The organism is Variovorax sp. M-6 (assembly GCF_052114385.1).
Taxonomy (GTDB): Bacteria; Pseudomonadota; Gammaproteobacteria; order Burkholderiales; family Burkholderiaceae_C; genus Variovorax.
In genome coordinates this window covers 39,512-64,801 of the sequence record NZ_JBFREQ010000007.1, presented here as the reverse complement: position 1 = coordinate 64,801, position 25,290 = coordinate 39,512, and the positions used below count along the sequence as shown (strand labels likewise).

Sequence of the window (25,290 nt, the reverse complement as noted above, 5' to 3'; positions counted from 1 at the left end):
CGACTGGATTTCAATCAACCGATGGAGGCAGCGATGTCGAAGAGCGAAAAGAAGCACAACCACGGAAAGCCGACCCACAAGGAAGAAGCCCAGGCGCAGGAAGCGCAAGGACACGAAGGCGACGCGAAGCCTGCGCCGGACGAGCCGATGTCGAGAAAGGAATACGACAAGGCGCTGCGGGACCTCCACGTCGAACTGGTCAAGCTGCAGGAGTGGGTGCAGCATGCGGGCCTCAAGGTCTGCGTGATCTTCGAGGGGCGCGACGGTGCGGGCAAGGGGGGCACCATCAAGGCCATCACCGAGCGTGTCAGCCCCCGGGTGTTTCGCGTCGTGGCACTGCCGGCGCCGACCGAGCGCCAGAAGTCGCAGATGTACCTGCAGCGCTACATCAGCTATCTGCCGGCCGCGGGCGAGGTCGTGATCTTCGATCGCAGCTGGTACAACCGCGCCGGCGTGGAACGCGTCATGGGGTTCTGCACCGAGGCGCAGGCGAAGGCGTTCCTCGCTGCGGTTCCCCCGGTGGAGCGGGCGATCATCGATTCCGGCGTCATCCTGCTGAAGTACTGGCTCGAAGTCAGCCCCGAAGAGCAGACCCGCCGTCTGGAAGCGCGCATCGAGGACGGGCGCAAGATCTGGAAGCTGTCGCCCATGGACCTCAAGTCCTACAGCCGCTGGTTCGACTATTCGCGCGCCCGCGACGAGATGTTCACGGCCACCGACCTGCCGACGGCCCCGTGGTTCGTGCTGCGCTCCGACGACAAGAAGCGCGGGCGCCTGAATCTGATCAAGCACCTGCTGGCGCACGTGCCCCATGAATCCGCGCCGCGCGAAAAGGTCAAGCTGCCGAAGCGGCAGGGGCGCGGCGACTACCAAGAGGTGGATCACCCGATCAGGTACGTCCCCGAGGTGTACTAGCCGTGCAGGACCCGGCCGATCTCCCGCCGCCGCCCGCCCTTCCGGCGACGCTGCCATTGCGCGACGGCCGGCGCGTGACCGTGCGCGAGATCCTGCCCGAGGACAAGGAGGCCCTCCAGGCCGCCATCGGCCACATGTCGACGGACTCGCGCTACACGCGCTTCATGGGCACGGTACGGGACCTTCCGGACACCATGCTCGAAGCGGCGACCCACCCGGTTCCCGAGCGGGAATTCGCGCTGGTCGCCGTCGCCGCAGAGGGCTCGGGCGAGTCCATCATCGGCGGCGCGCGCTACGCCTCGGCCGCCGGCAGCGACACCTGCGAGTTCGCCATCGCGATCGTCGACGGCTGGCAAGGCCAGGGCCTGGCGCCGCGACTGATGGAGACACTGGTGGCGGCGGCCGAGGCGCACGGCTTCCGCTGCATGGAGGGCTATGTCCTGTCGACCAATGCGCCGATGCGCGGACTCGCCAAGCGACTCGGGTTCCAGGAATCGCAGGTTCCCGGCGACGCCACCGTGCGGATGGTGAGGCGCGTGCTCGGGCAAGGCCATGAAGCAGCACCGGGTTGAGCCTCGCAGTGCGCGTCGTTCGCACGGCCGCCTGCACCTTCCCCTGCCCGACTGGATGCTCGGCTACCAGGGCGCCTGGCTCACGGCGGACGTCGTCGCCGGCCTGATCGCCGCGGCGGTCGTGATTCCCAAGGCGCTCGCCTACGGGACGATCGCCGGACTCCCGGTGCAGGTCGGGCTGTACACGGTGTTCGTCCCGATGACGATCTACGCCCTGCTCGGGACTTCGCGTCCTCTCAGCGTCAGCACCACCACGACGCTGGCCATCCTGACGGCGACCGCGCTCGGGGCCGTCGCCGCGGACGGCAACCCGGCCGATCTCGCCACGGCCGCCGCCACGCTGACCCTGCTGACAGGCGTCATCCTGGTGCTGGCGAGCGTGCTCAAGCTGGGTTTCGTCGCCAACTTCATCTCGGAGCCGGTGCTCGTCGGGTTCAAGGCCGGCATCGGGATCGTCATCGTGGTGGACCAGCTTCCCAAGCTGCTCGGCATCCACATCCAGAAGGGCGGGTTCTTCGAGAACCTGCTGTCCATCGTGCAGGCCAGTCCGGAAACGTCCGTGCCGACCTTGGCCGTCGGTGCGATCACGGTGCTGGTCCTCGTGGCGATGGAGCATTTCACGCCGCGCGCGCCCGCTCCGCTGATCGCCGTGGCGGGCGGGATCGCCGCCATGAAGTTCCTGGGCCTCGAGCGCTACGGGGTCTCGGCCGTCGGCACCGTGCCGACGGGCCTGCCGCCGTTCACGGCGCCGAGCCTGCACCTGCTGGTGCAGCTGTGGCCGGCGGCGATGGGCATCGCGCTGATGAGCTTCACCGAGACGGTCGCGGCAGGGCGTGCCTTCCTCCGCGGCGGAGAGGCCGTACCGCAGCCCAATCGGGAGCTGTTGGCGACGGGCCTCGCGAACGTCGGCGGCGCGCTGCTGGGCGCGATGCCGGCCGGCGGCGGCACCACGCAGACGGCCGTCAACCGCCTGGCGGGCGCACGCACCCAGCTGGCGTCCCTGGTCACGGCGGCGGCGGCGTTGGGCACGGCGCTCTTCCTCGCGCCCTTCATCGGGCTGATGCCGAACGCCACGCTGGCGGCGGTGGTGATCGTCTACTCGGTCGGCCTGATCAAGCCGGTGGAGTTCCGGGACATCATCAGGGTGCGGCGCACGGAGTTCGTCTGGGCGCTGGTGGCGCTGGTGGGCGTGGTCCTGCTCGGGACGCTGCAAGGCATCGTCGCCGCGATCATCGTGTCGCTCGTGGCGCTGGCCTATCAGATGTCCGATCCACCCCTCTATGTGCTGGGGCGCAAGCCCGGCACGAACGTGCTGCGGCCCCGCAGCGACGCGCATCCGGAAGACGAGACCTTTCCCGGCCTGCTGCTGCTTCGGCCCGAGGGGCGCATCTACTTCGCCAACGCGCAGCGCATCGGACACAAGCTGCAGGCGCTGATCGAGACGGCCCGGCCGAAGGTCGTGGTCCTGGACATGGGGGGCGTGTTCGATCTCGAGTACACCGCGCTCAAGATGCTGACCGAGGGCGAGAAGAAGCTGCGCGGCGACGGCATCGTGCTGTGGCTCGCACGTCTCAACCCGGGCGTGCTGGCGATGGTGCAGCGCTCGCCGCTCGGGGAGACGCTGGGCCGCGAACGGATGTTCATGGGCGTGGACCAGGCCATAGCCCGGTATCAAGCCTCCGTCTGACCCGGCCGCGGGGTTTCGCCTTCCCGCTCTTCCCGATCGACAGGGTGGCTGCGCAAGTAGGCCCGCACGGCCTCTTCGAGCGTCGGGTAGAAGCTCTCGGCGCCCAGGCGCGCGAAGAGTCCGAAGCGCTTGAGCTTGTCCTTGACCGGATCCTTCATTTCCGCGAAACACAGTTCGATGTCCTCGGCGAGCAGGCTGTCGTCGAGTTCCGCCACGATGTCGGCGGCGGTCACGTCGACGCTCGTCACCGGCTCGGCCGCGACGACGACCCAGCGCACCGGCGTCGGCGAACTCGCCACCGCCGCACGCACACGGTCGCGAAAGAGCTCCGCGTTCGCGAAGAAGAGCGGCGCATCCCAGCGGAACATCACCAGGCCCGGAATGCGGCTGGCCTGCGGATAGCGGCTGGTGTCGTGATAGCCCTCGACGCTGTCGACCCGCCCCAGCACGGCGGAATGAGGGCGCCAGCCGTCCCAGAGGAATTCAATCACCGCGATGACGACCGCGATGCCGATGCCGGGGATCGCGCCGAACAGTGCAACGCCGGCGAAGCAGACCATCGACAGCCAGAATTCCCACTGCTGGATGCGATAGATGCGACGCAGATCGGCGACTTCGATGAGACCGATGGCCGCCGCGATCACGACGGCCGCAAGGGCCGCACTGGGCAGATCCTGCAACAGGTTCGGTGCCACCAGCAGCAGCGCCGTGATGGCAAGGGCGCCGACCACGCCGGTGAGCTGGGTGCGCGCACCGGCGGCTTCGGCCACCGGTGTGCGCGACGCGCTGCTGCTGATCGGCAAGCCCTGGAAGAAGCCGGCCGCCAGGTTGGCGACGCCGAGGCCGATCATTTCCTGGTTCGGTGCCGGCGTCGTGCGCATCCTCGCCGCGTACACGCGCGAGAGCACGCTCGTATCCGCGAAGGACACCAGCGCCACGGCCAGGCCCCCGAGCAGAACCGGTGCGATGTCGTCCATGCCGATGATCGGCAGGGTCGGCGTCGGCAGGCCCCGCGGCATGGCGCCGAGCACCGAAATGCCGGCGCGGGTGGCGAGGTCGAGCACACCGGCGGCCACCGTGGCGCCCACGACCGCGAGCAGAACGGCCGGTACGCGCGGCAGCCGCTGCAGGACAAGAATGGCCGCCAGCGTGCCGGCGCCGATCACGAGGGCGGTCGGATTCGGCTTGCCGGACAGCAGGCCTTGCACGAACTCCCAGGCTTGCCGATGCGGACCTTCGCCCTCGACGGAGAAACCGAACAGCTTCGGCATCTGGCTGACGATCACCGTGAGCGCGATACCGTTCATGTAGCCATAGCGGATCGGCTTCGACAGCAGCTCGGTCACGAAGCCGAGCCGCGCCAGGCCGGCGCAGATGCAGACGACGCCGGAGACGATCGCCATCGCGCTCGCGAGTGCGATCGCGCGCAGCGGGTCGCCGCCGGAGAGCGGCGCCACGACGGCGAGGATCAAGGCCGCGAGTGCGGAATCCGGGCCCAGCACCAGGATGCGACTGGGCCCGAACAACGCATAGGCAAGCAGGGGAACGATGGTCGCGTAGAGGCCGTAGATGCCGCCCACGCCCGACGCTTCGGCGTAGGCGATGCCGACGGGCACCAGCATCGTGGTCAGCACGAGCCCGGCGGTCAGGTCGTGGCGCAACCAGGCAAGCTCGTAGGAGCGCAGCGTGCGCCAGCCCGGAAGCCAGCGAAGCGGCGATGCGCCTTCACTGTCGCCGGGAGCGGGATTCACCTCAGTGTCCAGGCACGCTCACCTTGCGCCAGCTCGAATCCGGATTGAAGCGCGCCAGCGCGCGCGCGGCGGCCTCGCTGCCCGGCCCCAGGTCCTTCTCGTACACGGTGCCGTCGTGGCTGACCAGGAAGCTCATCACACCCGTTTCTCCGTAGCGCACGGGCCATGCGACGAGCGCGAATCCGCCTCGCATCCGGCCGCCGATCACGTAGTCGTAGGCACCGCCCGGCGCATCCTTGCCTTGTGCCTTGAGGATCTTGAAGTGATAGCCGTGGTAGCCCTCGCCGGACTTCTGGCCCGCATAGAGCGGCCCGAGCGGACTCTGGTCCTGCCCGCTCGCGTCCGGCCAGTACAGGCCATCGTGCTTGCCGGGCGAACTCGCGAACTTCTGCGCGTACTCGAGCACGCCGTTGCCGTCCCGGTCCTTCGATGCGTATTCCTTCTGGGCGTCGAAGTACGCCAGTGCGGCCTGCATGGCGGCGAGTTCGTTGCGCCCGATGCGCCTGCTGCGCATGGCTTCGGCGCCGGCGCGCGGGTCGAATCGCCAGCCGGCGGCGCTCTTCACGATCGGCACCGGCAAGGTCCAGTCGCCCTCGCCGGCCGCGAGCACCGCCTTGCCCGGCGCCTCCAGGATGACCTGGTGCCGCTTGGCCCAGGCGCCGAGAAAGTCGTAGACGTCTTCCGCGTCGACGCCGGCGGCCGGAACGAAGCGCCTCCAGTCGGGGCCGAGCACGGTGCTCAAGGCGTTGCTGTCGACGCGCGAAATGGCATCGACGAGCGCCTCCGCGGCCGCATCGGGGGTCGGGTAGGCGCGCTGCGCGAACGACGCTCCGGAGGCGAGCGAGAGCGATATCGCCATGGCCGCCGCGAAGGTCTTGAAGGATGTGGCGTTCAGGAACGTGGTCCCGATGCGCTGGAGTGGTGTCGATTGCGCCATGTGTGTCTCCTGTCAGCGACCCCGGCCCCCGCCCCCGCCGCCGCGGCCACCGCCTCCACCCATTCGGGCACCGCCGCCACCGCCCGCGCTCGGGCGTGCACCTCCTGCGCCGGCACTCGGGCGCGCACCGCCGGCTCCACCCGCGCTCGGGCGAGGCGAGCCTCCGCCTGCATTCGCGCGCGCTGCGCCGCCATGACCGGCGCCGTGGCTCTGCGCCATCGACTGGCGACTGGCATCGCCGCGACTCGCCTGCTGGCGCGCCTGGTTTCCGGCATCGCCGGCGCCTCGCAGTGCGTTGTCGCCACCGCCTCGTCCGCCGGCGCCGGCACCCGCGCCGCCGGGCCCGCGGTCACCCGAGCCGAGGCCGCCACCGCCCGGGCCCTGCCCGCCGCGGTCGCGACCCGCGCCGCCTTGCGCCGCCGACTGCGCGCGCTCCCGCGTCGCCGGATCGTTGCGAAGCTGGTCGCGGCCCTGGCCCGGATCCATGCCGCGTTGCTGCAGCTGGGCCTGGGCCTGCTGGCGCTGCGCATCGCGCGCTCCACCTTGCGCCGCCGTCTCGCGTCCGCGATAGTCGGCGCGCTGATTGGCGCCGGCCACGTTCTTCCCGAACTGCTGCTGGCTCGCCGAATCCCGGTACGGAACGCCGCGCCGATTGGCCGCGTTGTGCTGGAAGTTCGTCTGGCTGGCGTTGAGCTGCCGGTTCGTGTTGACGCTGTTGTAGCGGTTGACGTTGACGTTGACGTTGCCGCCCCCCCAATTGGTGTTGCCCCAGAGCGCGGCCGTGGCGGCCACCCCGACGCCGAATGCGATGCCGGTCGCGAGCGCGGCGCCGGGGTAGTAGTAAGGCGCCGGCGGGTAGTAGTACGGCGGATACGCCGGGTAAGGCCAGGTGCCGTACACCACCGCGGGGTTGTAGGCCGGCACATACACGACCTCGGGATTCGCCGGCTCGATCTTGATGACGGTCTGCTGCGTCTGCGGCTCCTGCTCGACGATGACCTTCTGCTGCTCGGAGCTCTTCAGGCTGCCCGCCTTCTGCGCCTGGCTGCGCAGCCGCTGCGCCGAGTCGAGCACGTCCTTGGACGAGGCGAGGAAGGCGTCGCCCAGGTTCTGTACCCAGTCGGGCTGGTCGCCCATCATCTGCAGCGCCTGCGGGAAGGCCACCAGCGACTGGACGCTCGGGTCCCAGGGCTGGTTCGCGACGGCCTTCAGGGCCGCATCCCCCTTCTGGTTCGGATTCGCCTTCGACCACTTGGCGGCATCGGCCACGTCCGCGGGATAGGTCGCGGCCATCAGCACCTGCGACAGCAGCGAATCGGGGTACAGCGCGATGGGCGCCATCATCTGGTCGAGCTGTTCCCTGGAAAAGGTCTGCGCCTGCTGCGCACCCACCAGCACCGAGAACAGGGAGGCGGCGAGCACGAGGACGCGCGTCAGTCGGACGGCTAGGGCACGCATGTCGCCTCCTTTCATCGAGGGCAGAAGTTCAATGGCGATCCGATCCTGGCGGACGGCTAGGGGTGAACCTGAAGGCACGCAGGACCGTCGATGCGGTTTTCCAGCGCGTAGCGTATCAGTTCGGCCGTGCTTGAAACATGTAGTTTCTCCTGAATGCGCGTCTTGTGCGTGCTGACGGTCTTGACCGACAGGTGGAGCGCCTCGCCGATCTCGGTGAGGCGCTGCCCGGCCGCGATGCGTTGCAGCACCTCGATTTCGCGGTCCGTCAGCAGCATGTGCCGCGGAGCTTCGGACGACCCGTTGAGCTGCCGCACCACCACCTCGGCGAGGCTGGCGGTGACGTAGGCGCCGCCTGCGGCCACCCTGCGCACCGCCCCGACCAGCTCCGTCGCGGCGACGTCCTTGGTGACATAGCCGTCGGCGCCCGCCTTGAACGCGCGCAGCGCATATTGCTCTTCCGCATGCATGCTCAGCACCAGCACGCGCACCCCCGCGAACTCGGCCTTGATGCGCCGGACCAGTTCCAGGCCGGTCATTCCCGGCATCGACAGGTCGACCAGGGCCAGGTCGCAAGCGTTCTCCCGCAGGAGTTCAAGCGCCTGGAAACCCGTGACCGCCTCGATCAATTCCCAGCCATTGGCCAGCGGATCGAGCACGCGCTTAAGCCCTTCCCGAACGATCGTGTGATCGTCCACCAGAAGCATTCGAAGTGCCGGCCTGGGTGGCCGAAGCGGCGCCGTCACCGGCGCCACCCGGCATCTGGCGTTCGTCCCCAAGGCGTCGTTTCATGCATTCCATGTCCTGTTCGGAGGCGGCGTATGGGGCCATGGTCGCCTTTCCTTCGGCGAAGATCAAGCCGTCGACGATACGAAGGCGCTGGAGCAGTCAACGAGCGACCTCTCCGTCGAGACTCGGACTATTCCTAAATTGGCGCAGGAAAAGTCCCAGGCTTCAACGAAGAATCCGCCCCATCAGGAAGTGTCGATCCTATGTTCAAGCAGCACGGATCGGGCGCAAGCTTCGCTCGGCCGCTGACGCCTGTCCGTCGTCTCGAACCTGGAGCATCTCGATGCATACCGTTCCCGTGCCTGATGTGCAGTCCTGTATCGCGGCCCATCCCACGCGGCTTGCCGGCATCGAGCGAAGCGAGCACGCCGCCCTGCACGAAATGCTCGATCTCCTCGGCGTCCCCATCGGCGAGGGCCAGCAACCGCCGGACACCCCGCTGACCGTGCGCCGTCTGCGCGCCGGCGGGTCGCTGTTCTTCGAAGGAGCCCCGGCGACGTCCATCTACGTGGTGCGCGCCGGCACCTTCAAGGCCTTTCATACCGCCCAGGACGGCTACGAGCAGGTCATCGGATTCGCGCGTCGCGGCGACTTGCTGGGCTGCGACGCCCTGTCCGGGGATTGCCACCTCATGGCCGCGGTCGCGTTGGAAGACGCGAGCGTGTATGCCATCGCATTGCCCGACTTCTATGCGCTGGCGCAGAGTCTGCCGGCGTTCTATCGCGGCGTGATGCGTGCCGTGGGCAGCGCGATGCACGATCTGACGCAGTTGGCCGACATGATGGCGGCCGTGGCGGCCGAAGTGCGGCTGGCGAGATTCCTGATGCATCTGTCGCAGCGCATGGCGACGTCCGGCCAATCCGCCAGATCCCTCCGCTTGCTGATGACGCGTCGCGACATCGGAAGCTACCTGGGCGTCGCGCACGAAACCATCAGCCGTTCGTTCGCGGCATTGGCGGCCTTGCGCCTGGTCAAGGTGGAACAACGCCGGGTGGAGATTCTCGACTTCGGCGCATTGCAGCGCTTCGCCCAAGGCACGCGGGCGCCCGCCAAGGCGAGGACTCACGGCTTCGGACTGGAGGCCTGTGCGGCCTGAGAGAGCGAAAGCGCCGCGATGCAGTCCCTCGCTTGCCGGAACTCGGTCGCCTTGTCGAAGTAGGCGAGAGCGCCGGCGTCGATGTAGCGCTTGCGCATGGAAGCCCAGTTGAACTGGGAAAGCACGACGACCTTGATGTCCGGGTAATGCCGCCTGACGTGATGCAGCACATCGATGCCTCGATCGTGCCCGCGCAGTTTGGCGTCCAGAACAATGAGATCCGGCCGGTTCGAAGCCAGCGCCGCCAAGGCCGTGGCGGCGTCCTCCGCGCAGCCGACGACCTCGACTTCCGGCGCGTTCGCCAACAGCGCACCGAAGCTCTGCCGTATTGCCACGGAATCATCGACCAGCAGCACTCTCACCTCTGCACCTCGCTCGCGTTTCCTCATGGAGGTGGACTCATGTTGCACGGGATCGAAGCCCTGCGAGATGCGCATGCTCAATGATTGCGTCGAATGGGCCGGATTTCTGCAGCGTCGCGCTTCCGCTGCCGCTCGCCTTCAGAAATAGGAGAATGCGTCGGAAAACGACCCAGTGAACCCCGCGGGCCGACGGTGGTTGTGCAGTCCACCCGAGATCCGCGACCTGGCAAGAGATCCAATGGCCTCGTGGTTCGAGAACCTGTCGCTTCGCAGCCGCATCGTCCTGCTGACAGGCGGGGTCATGCTCGCGTTCACAGCGCTGGTGGCATCGGTCCTGGCCGCCGAAGCGCGCCGGATCCACGATGCCGCCCAAGAAAAGGTCCGTATCCTCGCCATCGGGTCGGCCGCGGACGTGCAGCGCGTGCTCGATCAGTTCGAGTCCGTTCTCGATCGGTTGTCCAGGCAGCCTCTGGTCAAGGCCATGGATCCGGAGCACTGCGACCCGCTCGGTGAAGCGAGCCTGCGGCAGATCCCCGCGTCGCTCGGGTACGCGATCCGGGACGCACGCGGCAACACCGTCTGCGCCTTCGGATCGGGTCCGGTCCCGCGGGCCCCGGTTGCGGAGGCCGCCGGCGTGTTCGCGGCAAGCAATGTGTTCGTCGACGAGCGCAGCGGGAGAAAGTTCGCGGCCCTGAGCTATCCGATTCGTGACGGGAACGCAGCGCAGACAGGCCTGCTGGTGATGACCGTGGATTTGTTGACGCTCAGCGAGCAATTGTTCGGCTCGACGCCGAAGAGCGCCCTCGTGACGGTCGTGGATCGAACGCGAGCCATTCTTCTGCGCTCGACCGCCGCGGCGGAGTTCATCGGCTCGCGCCCCAGGGACGGCGAGGCGGATCCGTTGGGGGGTGCGCGCGAAGGCCATTTCGCCGGGGTCGGGCGAGACGGCGTTCCGCGGCTGTTTGCGCTGCTGACGCTGCCCGGCGTGGACTGGCGGGTGATCGCCAGCCTCCCGCAGGCCGATGTCCTTTCGGAGTACGACTCGGCCCTGCGCCGCACCGTCGCCGTCGGCCTGGGGCTTTGCCTGCTCGCGCTTGGCCTGGCATGGCGCCTGAGCGCCGCCATCGCCAATCCCATTGCGCGCCGCGAGGCGACGGCCGCGCAGATCACGGCGGGCAGGGACAGGGTCCGCGCCGACGTCACCGACGGCAAGCAGGCCGAGGAAGCGCTTCGGGCCGGCGCCTCGACGCTCCAGGCAGCGCTGTCGAGCATGAGCGATGCGGTCTTCATCTCCGACACCGAGGGACGTTTCATCGAGTTCAACGACGCCTTCGCGTCGTTTCACCGGTTTGCGGACAAGTCCGCCTGCCCGCGAACGGTCGCGCAATATCCGGAGATCCTGGAGCTGCGCATGCCCGACGGCGATCCGGCGCCGCTCGCGCAATGGGCGGTGTCCAGGGCACTGCGGGGGGAAGTGGCGACCAACGTCGAGTACAGGCTGCGGCGCAAGGACACCGGCGAAACGTGGACAGGAAGCTACGGCTTTGCGCCCATCTGCTCGAAGGACGGCACGATCGTCGGCGCCGTTGTCACGAGCCGGGACGTCACCGCGATCAGGGAGGTGCAGGAAGACCTGGAGTCTTCCCACGTCGCGATGCAACGGCTCATTGCATCGCGCGACCAGGTCCAGGAAGAAGAGCGCAAGCGGATCGCGCGTGAATTGCATGACGACCTGCAGCAGACGCTGGCTGCGATCCGCATGGATCTGCGCGGCATCGGTGAACGCTTCGGCGCCCAGGCGCCGGAACTGCTGCCGCATGTCGCCGAAGTGGACGGCCTGGCCGAGAAGGCCGTCGTGTCGACGCGCCGCATCGTGAACGACCTGCGTCCGCCGATGCTCGACGACCTCGGCCTGATGCCGGCCCTCGAAATGCTGGTCGCCCAGTTCAGCCAGCAGGCCGGTGTGGCCTGCAAGATCGACGCGCCGGAAGAAGCATCCGACGCGTTGATGGAAATGCCGGCGATCGCGCTCTGCCTGTACCGCGTCGTGCAGGAAGCGCTCAACAATGTCGCCAAGCATTCGCACGCCAGCGAGGTGCACATTCAGCTGGCGTTGGCGACCGCCGGGTCGATATCGGTCCGAGTCAGCGACAACGGCCGGGGCATCGACGCAGCCGACAGGCGCAAGTCCGAAGCGTTCGGGATCCTGGGTATTCAAGAGAGGGTGCGCGCGCTGGGCGGGAGCATGGGCATCGACAGCAGGCCCGGGGGCGGCACCGTGCTGGACATCGGCATCCCGCTTGCGGGCGCGCCGGCCGCGTTCGCCCCCATGACCGATCTGGTGCGATCGCCCGACGGCCCGGACGAAGACCCGGCACATGCAAGACTCGACGATACCCACGCGCTGCCGAGGCTCTTGAGCCGCGCGACCCACAAGACACTGCAGGACGTGATCGACGCGCTCGCGGGGGTCGTGGCGGTCGTCGACCGGCGCGGCGTGATTCGCTTCGTCAACCGTGCGTGGATCGAATTCGCCGAGCGCAATGGGAACCCCGGGGTCGGCTCGATCGGCCCTGGCGTGAACTACCTCGAGGTCTGTCGCCGCAGTGCCGCCGCCGACGATTCGGCGCTGCGCATCCTCCAGGGGCTCGACGAAGTGATGCGCGGCGATCGACAGGTCTTCACCTGCGAGTACCCGTGCCATTCGCCCGACGAGCTCCGCTGGTTCCAGATGCACGCCACGCCGATGGCCACCGGCGACGTCATGGTCGCGCATTTCCTGGTCAGCCGCGAAAGCCATGTTCACGTGGTCTTCGGAATGGAAGCGAGCCGCAATTAGGAGCGCCAAAATTGAGCCGATTGCAGGGCCTCGTGGGTCTACTCGAGCTCGACCTTCCGGTACTCAGCCAACATCGTGCGTTGAAATTCGCCCACTGGTATGAGCTTGTCGCCCAACGCTGGAAAGCGTGCGCGAATGTTGGCTTGTTCGCGAACCCAACATCCGCGATAAATCCCGCCATCCCACGCCGTAAGGTAGCAAACCCGATGGGGTGCGGGGCATTCCTCCTGCGCATCGGTCAACTGCAGCATTTGGAACAGCGTTCCGTTCGCCACGAACAAGACACTTGGCTGCAAGTCGCAGCCAAGAACGAATGTGCAACCAGCGACCGCTGCCACGACTGAAGACGTCTTCATGTCGCCCCCAGATGATGTAGGGAAAAGCGTTCATTGAGCGCTTTGGTGTTGCGACCGTCAAGCCTCGGGTTGATGACCTTTGCTTTTCAGGAACGCTCTGTCACTGGCCGAAGCGGTGCAGGAAGCACGGATATAGCCTTGTCTCATAAGTAGGTGTGTAGGTGTTTCCATGGTTGCAGCAGGAATGCGCCTTTAGTCTCATTCAGAAGCCAAGCACATCAAACTGTAGGAAAGAACGCTCTGCAGAATCTGGCCACGACCGACTCTCTCGACCTTGAAACGGATGCAATCATTGAAACGACGATGAACAGAACAATCCACGACTCGGCGGCCGAAGTCATGCAGGAGCTTTCCATCCTCGAGGGCAGCATGGACCGTCTCCGCGCGCTCTTGAACAATCGAACCTTCGACAAGAACAGGCCTAACGCGTCTGGCCTCACGCCTTTGATGGCCGCTGTCCTCAGAGGTGGCAAGGAGCACGTGGGCCTGCTGGTCGAGAACGGTGCGAATCCAACCGCCGACGAAATAGCGGCGGCGGCGACGCTTCACGTCATGGCAGAAGACGATTTCCTGTCGGCTCAGAGAAATTGGGCCGACAAGATGTCGAACGCAATACGGTCAGAGCTTCACACGTCGCTCGAAGTGATAGAGAAAAATCGCGCTGAGCCGGGCATCGTATGAGCAGACCGTGGGGTCTCCGAGATGCTCAGCGGAACTGCTTGCGCAGCAAGGGCTTGTGCCTGGCGATGTGCGCGAGCTGCGCCTCGGCAACGAGGCCGCCCAGATCCACGCCGTCGCCGTTGAGGACCGCGTTGGCGTGCCCCAGCGCGCGGGCCACCACCTCGTCCTCGCTCACGCCAAGCTGCGCAGCCAGGTCCAGCGCCACGCGTTTCATCGCGCGCTGGGACAGCAACCACATGGCGCCGAAGGCGTCCCACGCGGCGGCCGATTCCTTGAAGCGTTCGCGATCCGCCAGAATCTGATTGAGCGGCTTGGCCAACAACTCGTTGATCGCGTCGAGCTGCTCGGCCAGCGCCGCGTGCTGCGCCTGCGCGTCGCGCAGAGCGTCGGCCGCGCTATCGGCCGGCGCAGGCACCGGCGCGGCAAAGCTGCCGTCGGCGCTCGCCGTAGGGATCTGAAGCTTTTCGGATAGAGACATGGCGATTTTTTGCGTCGGGCAGCGTGCGGGCTCTGACGGCAATGGGCGCGCGGCAGGCGTCGCGCGTCGTCGGCGATACCGACGAGTGTAGCGACCGCGCGGCATGGAGCCACGCCAAGCTTGCGTTGCGACTTGCTTCGGCAGCAGCACCTTGTCGACCACGTGGAGAATGCCGTTCGACTGGGACACGTCGGCAGTGGTCACGGTCGCCGCGTATCAGTTCGTCTCAATGCTCTCGGCGTGTGACGACTGGCAGCGGCTGTGCCTTTGCCGACATACCATCGGTCCATAAGGGAGGCCTCGACCGATGCCGACTCTGATCGTGACGAAGAACGGTGTAGCACTGCGCAACGTGCGGCTCCTTGAAGGCGAGTTCAGGATCGGTCGCAGCACGAGCAACCACCTCGTGCTCGCGAGCGCCACCGTCAGCAAGGCTCACGTCGTCCTTACGCGGCACGGCCATTTCGTCACCCTTCACGACCTTCACAGCACCAACGGCACGCTGGTCAATGGCGATGAAGTATCGGTGCGAGCGTTGCTGGACCGGGACATCATCCAGATCAGCAACTTCGAGATGATGTATCTCGATCGGGACTTTGCTTCGGCCGAAATCCTGGAAGATCCGCCGCCTGAACGCGACCTGGAAGCCTTCGAAACGGAGCGGGCGTCGCTGGAACCCGAAAGGATCGTGGATGCAAGTGGCCATCGCGTCGGCGGTTCGCGCGGCGCGCACTGGGTCGGAAACGGCGTTGCCTTTGCGCTTCCCGTGCAAGGCCGCGAGATTCAAGCGCTGATCACCAACGACGCGCTCGCGTCCCAATTCGGTGCCTACGTACACGCCTCGGATGGCCCCAGCCGGGCCGTAAGTGCGTACGAAGAGCACTACGTGGCGATCAACGTAGCTGCGTGGTCGCGCTATGACGCCACGCACCGTGAACCGATCATCCTCCGGGCTTCCGATTTCCGAGCCCCGCCGTGACGCGAAGTGAACCCATCCGCACACCAATCCGTCATCCCTCCCTTGCTTCGGCAACCTCCCGGCCTGCCCAATTCCCCCTCCTGGACAGCGGCCAGGCAAGCTTGCGAGGTTTCCGCCATAAGGCAAGCTGACAGCAGTTGCGTTGTCAAGGACGAAAACGGGCTCGACAAGCGCCAGTCGCGTCGCCTCCGGTAACTAGAAGCAGCGATCGCGACGGCTGGCTCCGCTTGGTCGTACCATCGGGCCCTCGCATCCTCCGGAGGCGGCCATGCCTGACGAAAACGCGAAGTTCGACAAGGAAGCCCTTTCCCTGATCGAGTCCCTCCAAGGCCGGCGCAAGCCGGCCAAGCGCGCTCTTCGGAAGTCGCCGGCGCCACAAGGCGAAAAGCCACCGGCCAAGGCGACGGTCGTCGTTCGACGGGCTGCGCGTCGCTTCTAAGTCTCCCCCTATCTGAAAGGTGTGCAAAAAGAACTCGCCTGTGGACCCGTTTGCGACTTTGTTGGCAAGAATAATTCGAAATCCGCCCCGGCGGGCACAATTTGGCTATTTTTGCCATAATGGCAACTCCATAGCCGGAGCTTGCCATGATCACCGCCCTGCCCGCCCTCCACGACCTGCCGCGCCAGAACGCCTCCCAGGTGAAGAACAAGTGGGGCGACGTCGTGCGCCAGGTTCGCCAGAGCGGCAGCGTGGCCATCACGAACCATGCCGCGGTCGAGATGGTGCTGCTGGATGCCGCCACCTACCAGCAGCTCACCGAGGACCTGCTGGCCCTCAGCGCCCGCGAACAGTCGGTGCTGGAAGAACTGGCCGGCCGCTTCGACAGGCGCCTGGCCGTGCTGCAGCAGCCTGACGCCGCCCAGCGGGTCGGCGCCCTGTTCGAGGCCCGGGGCAAGCTGGCCCGGCGGCCGAAAGCCGGCGCTTCGTTCTGATGGCCGCGGCTGGCGCTGCGCGGCCCTTCATCTTCGTGCTGGCCGGCGTCAACGGCGCCGGCAAGAGCTCCGTCGGCGGCGCCCTGCTCGCCGAGCACGGCCTGGCCTGGTACAACCCCGACAGCCATGCGCGCGAGCTGGTCGCGCAGCTTGGCCTCGACGTCGAGGACGCCAACGGCCGCGCCTGGGAATACGGCCGCGCCCGGCTCGCCGCCGCGCTCGCCGAGCGACGCAACCACGCCTTCGAGACCACGCTGGGCGCCAGCACCATTCCCGAACTGCTGGCCAAGGCCTCGCGCACCCACGATGTCGTGATGATCTTCTGCGGCCTCGCCTCGGCCGAGATGCACCTGCGGCGGGTCCGGGCCCGGGTCGCGAGCGGCGGCCACGACATTCCCGTCGCCAAGATCCGCGAGCGCTGGATCAGCTCGCGCCTGAACCTGATCCGCCTGATGCCGCTGCTGGCGCGCCTGCAGGTGTTCGACAACAGCGCCGAGGCGGCGCCTGGCGAGGAGATTCCCGACCCGGTGCTGCTGCTCGAGATGGTCGGCGGCCGGCTGGTCTTCCCGGCGGCCGACGACACCGCGGCCCTGGAGGCCACACCCGAATGGGCGCGGCCGATCGTGCAGGCCGCGATCGAACAGCAGGCCTGAGGCGCAGAGCCGGCCCGTCGGCGCCGCCTCGAGCGCGAAAAGAAGACTTCACGCCACCGGTTCGGCATACTGCAGCCGGCTCCTCGAACGCAGTCTCCGGTGAAAGGGTTCTGTGCACAGAAGACGTCTCCTGCAGCTGGCCTCCGCGGCTCCGATCGGCTACGGCAACCTGCTGTGGATGCTCGCGCCGTTGCGCGCCTCGGCGGCGTCCGCCGCGGGCTCGCGCGTGCGCCCCGGCGATCCGGACTGGCCCTCCGACGCGCGCTGGAAGCAGTTCGGCGAGCAGTTGGGCGGCGATGCGCTGGTCAAGGTGCAGTCGCCGTTCTCGCCCTGCCTCGATGCGCCCGCCGGACCGGCCTGCACGCAGTTCTTCAAGGCGGTCAGGAACCCCTACTTCCTCGGCGACGAGATCGGCCTGACCCAGACCCTGGGCTGGGTCGATGCCTGGACCTCGAGCCCCAGCGTCTATGCGGTGTCCGCACGCAGCACCGGCGACGTGGCGGCCGCGGTCGACTTCGCGCGCCGCAACAGCTTGCGTCTGGTCGTCAAGGGCGGCGGCCACAGCTACCAGGGCACCTCCAATGCCCCCGATTCCCTGCTGGTCTGGACGCGCAGGATGAACGAGGTCACGCTGCACGACGCGTTCGTCGCCAGGGGCTGCGCGGGGCGTACCGCCCCGACGCGCGCCGTCTCGGTCGGCGCCGGCGCGATCTGGGCCCATGTCTACGACGCGGTCAGCACCCGGGGCGGCGGCTACGTGCAGGGGGGCGGATGCATGACGGTCGGCGTCGCCGGGCTGGTGCAGAGCGGCGGCTTCGGCAGCTTCTCCAAGGCCTACGGGCTGGCCTCGGGCAGCCTGCTCGAGGCCGAGGTGGTGACCGCCGACGGCCAGGTACGCATCGCCAGCGCCTGCAGCGAACCGGAGCTGTTCTGGGGCCTCAAGGGCGGCGGCGGAGGCAGCCTGGGCGTGGTCACCCGCCTCACGCTGCGGGTGCACGCGCTGCCGGAATCTTTCGGTGCGGTCAACATGGCGATCAAGGCGTCCTCCGCGCCCGCCTTCCGCCGCCTGATCGGCCTGGTCGTCGACTTCTACGCCAAGAGCCTGCACAACCCGCACTGGGGCGAACAGATTCGCCTGCGACCGGACCACACGCTGCGCATCGCGATGGTGTTCCAGGGCCTGAGCCGGAGCCAGGCGCAGGCGGTCTGGGAGCCCTTCCTGGCCGCGGTCGAGGCGGCGCCCGACGAGTTCAGGATCGAGTTCTCTCCACTCAAGATCGTCTCCACCCCGGCCCGCGACTTCTGGGCGCCGACCCTGGTCAAACGCGTGCTCGGCTTCATCAGCACCGACGACCGGCCCGATGCGCCGGAGGGCAATGTGTTCTGGCCCGGCGACCAGGGCCAGGCAGGCCAGGTGCTGCACGGCTACCAGTCGGCCTGGCTGCCCGCGGCCCTGCTGCACCCGGACCGCCGCCAGGCGCTGGGCGATGCGCTGTTCGCCGCCAGCCGGCACTGGGGGGTGTCGATGCACGTCAACAAGGGCCTCGCCGGTGCGCCTGCCGAGGCCATCGCCGCGGCCCGTGACACCGCGATGAATCCAGCCGTGCTGGACGCCTTCGCCCTCGTGATCTGCGGCGCCGACGGCCCGCCGGCCTTTCCCGGGGTGGCCGGGCACGAGCCCGACGCCGGGCTGGCGCAGCGCCAGGCGGCTGCGATCGGCCGCGCGGTGGACGAGCTGCGCCGGCTGGTCCCGCGGCCGGGTTCCTACCTCGCGGAGAGCAACTACTTCGAGCCCGACTGGCAGCAATCCTTCTGGGGCGCCAACTATCCGCGGCTGCTGGCGGCCAAGGAGCGCTACGACCCGGAGGGCCTGTTCTTCGTCCACCACGGCGTCGGCAGCGAGCGCTGGAGCGCCGACGGCTTCACCCGGATCGCATGATCATGGAAACCACCGCCTTGCGCCGCATCGACGACCTCCCGGGCCCGCGCGGCGCCCCGCTGCTCGGCAACCTGCTGCAGATCGATGCGCCGCGCATGCACCAGCAGCTGGAGCAGTGGTGCCACGAATTCGGCCCCTTCTTCAAGCTGCGGATGGGCCGGCGCCGGCTGCTCGTCGTCGGCGACCACGAGGCCGTGGCCGCCACGCTGCGCGACCGGCCCGAAGGCTTCAAACGCTCCGACCGCCAAGGGGCCGTGGCCAGAGAGATGGGCCTCAGTCCCGGCCTCTTCCGCGCCAACGGCGAGGACTGGCGACGGCAGCGGCGCATGGTGATGGCGAGCTTCGACCCGGCCCATGTCCGGAGCTACTTCCCGTCGCTGCAGAAGGTCGCCGAGCGGCTCGGCCGCCGATGGCAGGCCGCCGCGCGGCGCGGCGAGGCGATCGATCTCCAGGCCGACCTGATGCGCTACACGGTCGACACCATCGCCGGACTCGCGTTCGGCGCCGAGGTCAACACGCTGGAGTCCGATGGCGACGTGATCCAGCAGCATCTCGACAAGATCTTCCCGGCCCTGGTCAGGCGCATGCTGGCGCCGCTGCCGATCTGGCGGCTGGTGCCGACCCAGGCCGACCGCGAACTGAAGCTCAGTGTGCAGGCGGTCAACGAAGCGGTGGCGCGGTTCATCGCCGAAGCACGCAGCCGCATGGAAGCCGACCCCGGGCTGCGCGCGCATCCGCGCAACCTGCTCGAGGCGATGATCGCGGCCGCCGACCAGCCCGGCAGCGGCATCACCGACCTGCAGGTGGCCGGCAACGTGCTCACGATGCTGCTGGCCGGCGAAGACACGACCGCCAACACCATCGCCTGGATGATCGACCTGCTGTGGCGCCATCCGGCGGCATTGCAGCGCGCGAGCGACGAGGTGCGCCGCGTGGTCGGCGACTCGGCGCTGCCGAGCTTGGAGCAGTTGGCGCAGCTGGACTTCGTCGAGGCCTGCACGCACGAGACCATGCGGCTCAAGCCGGTGGCGCCGATCCTCGCGCTGCAGGCCGAGCGCGACACGCAGGTGGGCGACGTGCAGGTGCCCGCGGGGACGGTGGTCATCGACCTGATGCGCCGCGACAGCGTGAGCGACAGCCACCTGCCGCGCGCCGCGGCCTTCGAGCCCGAGCGCTGGCTGGCCGACGGGCCGGCCGGCGCCACGGCCGCCAGCGCGAAGCGCATCTCGATGCCCTTCGGGGCCGGCCCGCGCATGTGCCCCGGACGTTACCTCGCGCTGCTCGAAATGAAGATGGCGATGGCGCAGCTGCTGAACCGCTTCGACATCGCCGGCGTCGACACGCCCGACGGCCAGCCGGCGCGCGAGCACCTCGCCTTCACGATGACCCCGATCGGTCTTCGCATGCGGCTGCGCGAACGCGCCTGAGCCTGTCGCGCTGGCTCAGGGCTTCTGGCGTTCCGGCGCGTCGCTGTTGCCGCCGCGCGGCAACTGGCCCGCCTTGTTGGACGCAGTGTTCGCGGCCCGACGCTTGGACGCCGCCGCACGGCGCTCGGCACGCGGTTGAGAAGGCGCAGCCACGGGATTGGCCTGGCCTTCGCCCATCTGCGGCCCGCGGGCCGCCTTGTGGCCCGTGGCGCGGCGCTCGGTACGCGCCTCGGAACGCTCCGTCGGCGTGGTCCGCGCCGTCGGCGGCGCCTTGGCTTGCGCCGGATCGGCCTCGCCGCTGCTTTGCGCGAATGCCGCGCCGGCCATCACTTGAATCAGAGCTGCGCCCAGTAGCGGGACGATTTTTCTCATGCGAACCTTTTTCTGCAGTTGAACAATGCCTGCCATTCGCAGGCGGCCCCATGTTGCCAAGTCCTACAAAATGTGTCCACAAGTTGTGGCGGTTGACAGACGATCCACCGGCGCCCCGCAATTCGACGCGAGAGAAAGGTCTTCGATGTGTTTGACACACGTCGAAACCCAAGCGCAACATCCGCCGGCGACTCGATGCAAACGACCTATCGATGGAGAAGGCGATGACAATGAAACTGCAGATGCGCACAGCCGTGATCGCGGCGTGCATGACGCTGGCGATGGCTGCCATGCCGGCCCGGGCCGCCGAAGTTCCCCTGGTCACGGGGGAACAATGGACCACCTCGAGCGAGGCCGTCAAGAAGGCGTACCTCGTCGGTATCGCCAACCTGGTCCAGGTTCAGACCGCCTACTTCGCGGCGAACCCGCCGACGGATGCCCAGAATTTCGTGCCCCGCCTGGCCAAGGGCATGCAGGGCCAGACGCTGGACAGCGTGCGTGAAGGCCTCGACCGCTGGTACGCGGCCAATCCGACCAAGCTGAAGCGGCCGGTGCTGGACACGCTGTGGTTCGAGATGGCCGTGCCCGGCCTGCAGAAGAACAAGTGACGGAGAGCGATCATGAAACGACTGGAATGGATGGCGATCGTGGCGGCCATGACGCTCATGGCGGGCTGCACGGACATGACGCCGCGGCAGCAGGGAACGATGAGCGGCGCGGCCATGGGTGCCGCGGGCGGAGCCGGCATCGCGGCGATCTCCGGCGGCGACGCCTGGACGGGAGCGGCCATCGGCGGCCTCGCGGGTGGTGTCGCCGGCAACATCCGGGGCGGCAGGCAGCAGCAATCGGGATGGTAGGGGCGACGAGGCCGGCCGGCTAGTCGGCCTCGCGGCTGCCGATCAGCGTGCGCTCGCCGTCGGGGCGGTGCATGTCGAGGAAGGCGCCGCTGAAGGTCCAGGTCGTGGTCGACTTCAGGGCCGCGATGAACTCCCGCTCCTGCTGCATCACGCCCTCCGCGGGGCAGGCCCTGCGCGTGGCCGCCACGGGCCCCACGGCAATGCGGTCGCCGTCGGCGGTGTAGCTGGCGCGGAAGGTATTGCAGCCGCCAAAGCCCTTCACGATGCCCTCGCCGAAAGACAGCGAGAGCGTGGTGCCGAGCAGCGGACTCACGACCGCCTGCCGGCCGTTGTTGAAGCCGGTGATGTTCGAGCGCAGCCCGGCGAGCGCCGGTGCCGGCTCGGCCTTGAATGCGAGCATGGCCTCGCCGCCCTCGGACAGCAGGCTCAGGCGATCGCCGGCGAGCATGGGGCGGAACGCGCCCGACAGCGCCCGCGTCACTGCCTTCTCCACCGCCATCGACGCGTCGTCACAGGCCATCATGGACCCGGCCAGCGGGCCGATGGCCAGCCGGCCATCCTTGAAGGTGTAGGAGCCGAAATACCGGTTGCAGCCCGAGAAGCCGTCGACCCGCCCCCCCTTGAAACGCGCAGTGACCGATCGCGGCCCGACGGGGAGCGCCGCGGCATCGAATCCCCGGACGTCCGTGAGGCGCCAGGTCGGCCCCTCGATCGCTGCGGGCGCGCCCTGTGACGCCGAGGCCGGCCCCCGAAGCGGCTCGGCAGCGCCCGCGGCACCTGCGGCGACGACCCCTGCCGCCATCATCATCAGCATCGGTCCTGTCTTCATTCCACATTCCTCTCGCAACTCGGGCCCGCCATCTTAGTCATTCGCCCCGGGGCCTCCCGCGCGTTGCCGAAGGCACAATGCGAGCCCCGTTCGGGTCAATCTGGAAAAGGAATTTCGACACCATGGAAGCAGCCCACGAATGCGATGTACTGGTCGTTGGCGGCGGACCGGCCGGCTCGACCATCGCCACGCTGCTCGCGCGCGAGGGGCGGCGCGTGGTGCTGCTGGAGAAGGAGCATCACCCGCGCTTCCACATCGGCGAGTCGCTGCTGCCGGGCAACGTCGAGCTGTTCAGAAGGCTCGGGGTGCTCGATCAGGTCGAGAAGATCGGCATGCCCAAGTTCGGCATCGAGTTCGTTCCGCCGGATCTCGACTACCGCAGCTATGTGGATTTCTCCGAGGGCTGGGACCCGTCCAAGGATTCGGCCTGGCAGGTTCGACGCTCGGAACTGGACGAACTTCTGTTCCGCCACGCCGCCCGCGAGGGCGCGATGACGATCGAAGGGGCGAAGGTACGGCAGGTGGACTTCGACGACGCGGGTGCGACGGTGCACGCCGCCCTGGACGACGGCGGCGCTCGCAGCTGGCGCGCGCGCTTCGTGGTCGATGCCAGCGGCCGCGACACGCTGCTGGCAAGCAAGTTCAAGTCCAAGCAGAAGAACCCGGAGCACAACAGCACGGCACTGTTCGGCCATTTCCGCAATGCGCGGCGCCTCGAGGGCCGGCGCGAGGGCAACATCAGCATCTGCTGGTTCGAGCATGGCTGGTTCTGGTTCATCCCGCTGGCCGACGGCAGCACCAGCGTCGGCGCGGTGTGCTGGGCCTACTACCTGAAGGCGCGCGACAAGCCGCTCAAGGAGTACTTCCACGACACCATCGCGATGTGCCCCGAGCTGCACGATCGCCTGAAGGACGCGACGCTGATCGACGACGTGGTGCACGCGACAGGCAATTTCTCCTATTCGAGCACGCATGCCACGGGCGAGCACTACCTGATGGTCGGCGACGCCTTCACGTTCATCGACCCGATGTTCTCGTCGGGCGTGTTCCTGGCGATGCAAAGCGCCTTCGACGGCGCCGAAGTGGTGGCGACGGCCCTCGACCGGCCGGCCGAGCTGCCGGCGGCGCGGCAGGCGCTCGAAAAGCGCATGCGCGTCGGGCCCCGGGACTATTCGTGGTTCATCTACCGGGTCACCAACCCGACGATCCGCGACATGTTCATGCACCCCAACAACCTCTTCAAGGCCAAGCAGGGCCTGATGTCGCTGCTGGCGGCCGACATCCACCACGGGCCGGCATACCGGCGCTCGCTATGGATGTTCAAGGTGCTGTACTACTTCATCTCGGTCGTGAACCTGCGGCGCACCTATGCCGGCTGGAAGCAGCGGCGCCACAACATCCGCGACTGGGGCCAGCTCAAGGGCGAGACCATCCTGAAGGCCGACTGAAGGCGCCGCGCAGGCGGACGCGCTAGCCCCCGGGTCGCGGCTTCAGGGTCGTGAAGTCCAGGAACGCCGTCGCTTCGAAGGACTCCTCGGGCGCTTCGGCCGGCTTGGCGAAGTCCATGAAGTCGGTCGGCTCGAAGCTGGTGTCGCGCCGGACCGGCGCCACGATCCGCGCGTGGCGCTCCTTCGCGCTCTGGCGCAGCCGGGCCAGATCGGCCCGGACCTCCTCGAGCGAACGCATCGTCCGGGCGGGCGCGGAGGGCTGTGCGGCGGCCGGGACCGGGAACGCAGCGGGCGCGGGTCGCGCCGCGGCGACCACGGCCCGCATCGGCGCAGCGGACGGCGTCGGCGCCTGGGGGGTGCTCGGAATCGGCCTCGGCGCCGCGACCCGGGGGAACGGTGCCAGGGGCCCGGGCGGCACGGACGTCACCGCGCGCGTCGGCCAGCCGACCAGACGCTGAAGGCGACTGCGGATTCGATTCAGCGTTCCGAGGAAGAGTGGTGCTTTCATGGGTGGGGAGCGAGGCTTGGCGCGATTGTGGAGGGCTCGCGATGAGGCCGAATGGATTACAGCGCGCTGTAAATCGCGAATTGCGCACAAATGCACGGAACCGTTCAATGCCGGCGCCGGGATCGGCTGACCTTGCCTCCGTGCGGCCGATGGGACCAAGGTCCAATACCGCAGGCCCCGTGCTTGCGGCACCGTGTACGGCTACAAAGGATCGCTTCTTCATGGTGAAAGCCGCAGCCGACCTGGTCGTCCATGTGGTCGACGACGACGCGTCGATCCGAACGGGGTTGGCGCGCCTGATGCGCGCCGCGGGCCGTCGCACGATGGCCTTCGAGAGCGTGGAGGCGTTCCTGGCGTACGTGGAGGCGGGTGGCGCCGGCTGCGCCGTGCTGGACATCTCGATGCCCGGGCTCGACGGTCTGCAGGTGCGGGAGCGCTTGATGCGAGCCGCGGCCGCCCTCCCGACGATCGCCCTGTCGACGCACGACGACGACGAGGCACGGCGCCTCGCGCGAAAGCTCGGCGCCCAGTTCTTCCTGCACAAACCGGTGGACGACCAGGCCTTGCTGGACGCGATCGACTGGGTCACGGGCGGCGGCGCGGCCCGCGCGGGAAGCTGACCGATCAGCCCGACGCTGCCGCTTCGTGCTGCGGCGGCGACGCGCGAGCCACGATGTCGGCGCCGCAAAGCCGCACCAGCTCGGCGACCGACCGCACGCCCATCTTCTCCATGACCCGCGCACGATGCACCTTGACGGTCTTTTCGGCGATCCCCATGTCGCCGGCGATCTGCTTGTTCAGGCGTCCGCGCAGCACACCGTCGAGCACCTGGCGTTCACGCGGCGACAGTCGGTCGAGCTGGGTCTGCACGCTGCGGCGTTGCGCTTCGCGCTCGCGCTGCGCGGCATGGCGTTCGAGCGCGCGACCCAGCGCCTCGAGCAGCAGCTCGTCGTCGACCGGCTTGAGCAGGAAGTCCACCGCGCCTTTCTTCATGCTTTGCGCGCAGGTCGGGACGTCGCCTTGCCCGGTCAGGAACACGACCGGCAATTTCCGCTCGTTCTCGCACATCAGGTCCTGCAAACCGGTGCCGCTGGTTCCGGGCATCTGCACATCGAGCAGCAGGCAGCAGGTGCCAGAGGACGGCGGGCGTTCGAGAAACAGGTCCGCCGAGGCGAAGGTCTCGGCCTTCCAGCCCACCGAACGAATCAGGCGCTCCATGCTGGTACGGACCGCCGCATCGTCATCGACGACGAACACTGTGGGGCTGCCCGGATTCATGCGGCGAGTCTTTCTCCAGCGACAGTCTGGCGTTGTTTCTTGTGGGGCCGGTCCCGGCCCGGCGCATTATTTGCCGCCCGGCAGGGGAGTGCAACCAGCGAGAAGGCGTATGTCGAGCCGGCGCCACGCCGAGATGCCGTCCTGACCGC

The 25,290-nt window shown here is 68.0% G+C and carries 27 protein-coding genes; 16 read left to right on the top strand and 11 right to left on the bottom strand.

What is annotated here, in order from left to right:
- Nucleotides 1–33: 33 nt before the first annotated feature.
- From ppk2 to AB4Z46_RS10205, 3 genes are read left to right on the top strand one after another with little or no spacing between them, the layout of a single operon-like run.
- The gene (ppk2, locus tag AB4Z46_RS10215) at nucleotides 34–915 is read left to right on the top strand and encodes a polyphosphate kinase 2 (RefSeq protein ID WP_442283374.1); all 882 of its coding nucleotides are present in this window, start codon (nucleotides 34–36) and stop codon (nucleotides 913–915) included.
- Between the two features lie 2 nt (nucleotides 916–917).
- Nucleotides 918–1,487, top strand: a complete 570-nt coding sequence (locus AB4Z46_RS10210; protein ID WP_442283373.1) for a GNAT family N-acetyltransferase — start codon at nucleotides 918–920, stop codon at nucleotides 1,485–1,487.
- Nucleotides 1,468–3,174: a SulP family inorganic anion transporter gene (locus AB4Z46_RS10205; protein ID WP_442283372.1), complete on the top strand. Its 1,707-nt coding sequence runs from the start codon at nucleotides 1,468–1,470 to the stop codon at nucleotides 3,172–3,174. Before AB4Z46_RS10210 ends, AB4Z46_RS10205 begins: the two co-directional genes overlap by 20 nt.
- On the opposite strand, the gene AB4Z46_RS10200 is transcribed toward AB4Z46_RS10205, so the two are convergent.
- The 4 genes from AB4Z46_RS10200 to AB4Z46_RS10185 are packed head-to-tail and all read right to left on the bottom strand — an operon-like array spanning nucleotide 3,159 to nucleotide 8,024.
- Nucleotides 3,159–4,925 (bottom strand): SulP family inorganic anion transporter, encoded by a 1,767-nt coding sequence (locus tag AB4Z46_RS10200; protein WP_442283371.1) that lies wholly within the window; start codon nucleotides 4,923–4,925, stop codon nucleotides 3,159–3,161. The two genes, AB4Z46_RS10205 and AB4Z46_RS10200, sit on opposite strands and share 16 nt — an antisense overlap.
- A 1-nt stretch (nucleotide 4,926) precedes the next feature.
- A complete protein-coding gene (locus tag AB4Z46_RS10195; protein ID WP_442283370.1) occupies nucleotides 4,927–5,862 on the bottom strand; it encodes a DUF2950 domain-containing protein in 936 nt (311 codons plus the stop codon).
- Nucleotides 5,863–5,874: 12 nt separating this feature from the next.
- Nucleotides 5,875–7,320: a DUF3300 domain-containing protein gene (locus AB4Z46_RS10190; RefSeq protein ID WP_442283369.1), complete on the bottom strand. Its 1,446-nt coding sequence runs from the start codon at nucleotides 7,318–7,320 to the stop codon at nucleotides 5,875–5,877.
- A gap of 56 nt (nucleotides 7,321–7,376) precedes the next feature.
- Nucleotides 7,377–8,024, bottom strand: a complete 648-nt coding sequence (locus AB4Z46_RS10185) for a response regulator (protein WP_442283368.1) — start codon at nucleotides 8,022–8,024, stop codon at nucleotides 7,377–7,379.
- 365 nt (nucleotides 8,025–8,389) lie between these two features.
- Here AB4Z46_RS10185 and AB4Z46_RS10180 point away from each other — a divergent pair, with 365 nt between their 5' ends.
- Nucleotides 8,390–9,202 carry a Crp/Fnr family transcriptional regulator gene (locus tag AB4Z46_RS10180; protein ID WP_442283367.1) on the top strand — a complete coding sequence of 271 codons (813 nt, stop codon included), beginning with the start codon at nucleotides 8,390–8,392 and terminating at the stop codon, nucleotides 9,200–9,202.
- On the opposite strand, the gene AB4Z46_RS10175 is transcribed toward AB4Z46_RS10180, so the two are convergent.
- The gene (locus AB4Z46_RS10175; RefSeq protein ID WP_442283366.1) at nucleotides 9,169–9,639 is read right to left on the bottom strand and encodes a response regulator; all 471 of its coding nucleotides are present in this window, start codon (nucleotides 9,637–9,639) and stop codon (nucleotides 9,169–9,171) included. The two genes, AB4Z46_RS10180 and AB4Z46_RS10175, sit on opposite strands and share 34 nt — an antisense overlap.
- Nucleotides 9,640–9,802: 163 nt before the next feature.
- Between AB4Z46_RS10175 and AB4Z46_RS10170 the strand changes: the two genes are divergently transcribed.
- The gene (locus AB4Z46_RS10170) at nucleotides 9,803–12,403 is read left to right on the top strand and encodes a PAS domain-containing protein (RefSeq protein WP_442283365.1); all 2,601 of its coding nucleotides are present in this window, start codon (nucleotides 9,803–9,805) and stop codon (nucleotides 12,401–12,403) included.
- A 38-nt stretch (nucleotides 12,404–12,441) separates the two neighbouring features.
- Here the strand turns inward: AB4Z46_RS10170 and AB4Z46_RS10165 are convergent, their stop codons facing one another.
- Nucleotides 12,442–12,759, bottom strand: a complete 318-nt coding sequence (locus AB4Z46_RS10165; protein ID WP_442283364.1) for a hypothetical protein — start codon at nucleotides 12,757–12,759, stop codon at nucleotides 12,442–12,444.
- Nucleotides 12,760–13,062: 303 nt separating this feature from the next.
- Here AB4Z46_RS10165 and AB4Z46_RS10160 point away from each other — a divergent pair, with 303 nt between their 5' ends.
- A complete protein-coding gene (locus AB4Z46_RS10160) occupies nucleotides 13,063–13,440 on the top strand; it encodes a hypothetical protein (RefSeq protein WP_442283363.1) in 378 nt (125 codons plus the stop codon).
- 25 nt (nucleotides 13,441–13,465) lie between these two features.
- Here the strand turns inward: AB4Z46_RS10160 and AB4Z46_RS10155 are convergent, their stop codons facing one another.
- Nucleotides 13,466–13,918: a hypothetical protein gene (locus AB4Z46_RS10155; RefSeq protein ID WP_442283545.1), complete on the bottom strand. Its 453-nt coding sequence runs from the start codon at nucleotides 13,916–13,918 to the stop codon at nucleotides 13,466–13,468.
- Nucleotides 13,919–14,225: 307 nt separating this feature from the next.
- On the opposite strand from AB4Z46_RS10155, the gene AB4Z46_RS10150 reads away from it, so the two are divergent.
- From AB4Z46_RS10150 to AB4Z46_RS10125, 6 genes are all read left to right on the top strand, one after another.
- Entirely contained in the window at nucleotides 14,226–14,897 is a 672-nt protein-coding gene (locus AB4Z46_RS10150; RefSeq protein WP_442283362.1) for a DUF1488 family protein, read from the top strand.
- A 268-nt stretch (nucleotides 14,898–15,165) separates the two neighbouring features.
- A complete protein-coding gene (locus AB4Z46_RS10145) occupies nucleotides 15,166–15,336 on the top strand; it encodes a hypothetical protein (protein WP_442283361.1) in 171 nt (56 codons plus the stop codon).
- A 146-nt stretch (nucleotides 15,337–15,482) separates the two neighbouring features.
- Nucleotides 15,483–15,830: a type II toxin-antitoxin system prevent-host-death family antitoxin gene (locus AB4Z46_RS10140; RefSeq protein ID WP_442283360.1), complete on the top strand. Its 348-nt coding sequence runs from the start codon at nucleotides 15,483–15,485 to the stop codon at nucleotides 15,828–15,830.
- Nucleotides 15,830–16,483, top strand: coding sequence for a hypothetical protein (locus AB4Z46_RS10135; RefSeq protein ID WP_442283359.1), 654 nt, complete (start codon nucleotides 15,830–15,832; stop codon nucleotides 16,481–16,483). The genes AB4Z46_RS10140 and AB4Z46_RS10135 overlap by 1 nt, the downstream gene beginning before the upstream one ends.
- A 112-nt stretch (nucleotides 16,484–16,595) precedes the next feature.
- Nucleotides 16,596–18,422, top strand: a complete 1,827-nt coding sequence (locus AB4Z46_RS10130) for an FAD-binding protein (RefSeq protein WP_442283358.1) — start codon at nucleotides 16,596–16,598, stop codon at nucleotides 18,420–18,422.
- 2 nt (nucleotides 18,423–18,424) lie between these two features.
- Nucleotides 18,425–19,849 carry a cytochrome P450 gene (locus tag AB4Z46_RS10125; RefSeq protein WP_442283357.1) on the top strand — a complete coding sequence of 475 codons (1,425 nt, stop codon included), beginning with the start codon at nucleotides 18,425–18,427 and terminating at the stop codon, nucleotides 19,847–19,849.
- Between the two features lie 15 nt (nucleotides 19,850–19,864).
- On the opposite strand, the gene AB4Z46_RS10120 is transcribed toward AB4Z46_RS10125, so the two are convergent.
- Nucleotides 19,865–20,257 carry a hypothetical protein gene (locus tag AB4Z46_RS10120; RefSeq protein WP_442283356.1) on the bottom strand — a complete coding sequence of 131 codons (393 nt, stop codon included), beginning with the start codon at nucleotides 20,255–20,257 and terminating at the stop codon, nucleotides 19,865–19,867.
- 188 nt (nucleotides 20,258–20,445) lie between these two features.
- On the opposite strand from AB4Z46_RS10120, the gene AB4Z46_RS10115 reads away from it, so the two are divergent.
- Nucleotides 20,446–20,829, top strand: a complete 384-nt coding sequence (locus AB4Z46_RS10115) for a hypothetical protein (RefSeq protein WP_442283355.1) — start codon at nucleotides 20,446–20,448, stop codon at nucleotides 20,827–20,829.
- A 12-nt stretch (nucleotides 20,830–20,841) separates the two neighbouring features.
- A complete protein-coding gene (locus AB4Z46_RS10110) occupies nucleotides 20,842–21,078 on the top strand; it encodes a hypothetical protein (RefSeq protein WP_442283354.1) in 237 nt (78 codons plus the stop codon).
- A 19-nt stretch (nucleotides 21,079–21,097) separates the two neighbouring features.
- Here AB4Z46_RS10110 and AB4Z46_RS10105 read toward each other — a convergent pair whose 3' ends face one another.
- Nucleotides 21,098–21,907 (bottom strand): META domain-containing protein, encoded by an 810-nt coding sequence (locus tag AB4Z46_RS10105; protein ID WP_442283353.1) that lies wholly within the window; start codon nucleotides 21,905–21,907, stop codon nucleotides 21,098–21,100.
- 122 nt (nucleotides 21,908–22,029) lie between these two features.
- Here AB4Z46_RS10105 and AB4Z46_RS10100 point away from each other — a divergent pair, with 122 nt between their 5' ends.
- Nucleotides 22,030–23,355, top strand: a complete 1,326-nt coding sequence (locus AB4Z46_RS10100; RefSeq protein WP_442283352.1) for an NAD(P)/FAD-dependent oxidoreductase — start codon at nucleotides 22,030–22,032, stop codon at nucleotides 23,353–23,355.
- Nucleotides 23,356–23,377: 22 nt separating this feature from the next.
- Here the strand turns inward: AB4Z46_RS10100 and AB4Z46_RS10095 are convergent, their stop codons facing one another.
- Nucleotides 23,378–23,863, bottom strand: a complete 486-nt coding sequence (locus tag AB4Z46_RS10095; RefSeq protein WP_442283351.1) for a hypothetical protein — start codon at nucleotides 23,861–23,863, stop codon at nucleotides 23,378–23,380.
- Nucleotides 23,864–24,084: 221 nt separating this feature from the next.
- Here AB4Z46_RS10095 and AB4Z46_RS10090 point away from each other — a divergent pair, with 221 nt between their 5' ends.
- Complete coding sequence (locus AB4Z46_RS10090; protein ID WP_442283350.1) at nucleotides 24,085–24,483, top strand: response regulator transcription factor; 399 nt, start codon at nucleotides 24,085–24,087, stop codon at nucleotides 24,481–24,483.
- A 4-nt stretch (nucleotides 24,484–24,487) separates the two neighbouring features.
- Here AB4Z46_RS10090 and AB4Z46_RS10085 read toward each other — a convergent pair whose 3' ends face one another.
- Entirely contained in the window at nucleotides 24,488–25,141 is a 654-nt protein-coding gene (locus AB4Z46_RS10085; RefSeq protein WP_442283349.1) for a response regulator transcription factor, read from the bottom strand.
- Between the last annotated feature and the right edge of the window lie 149 nt (nucleotides 25,142–25,290).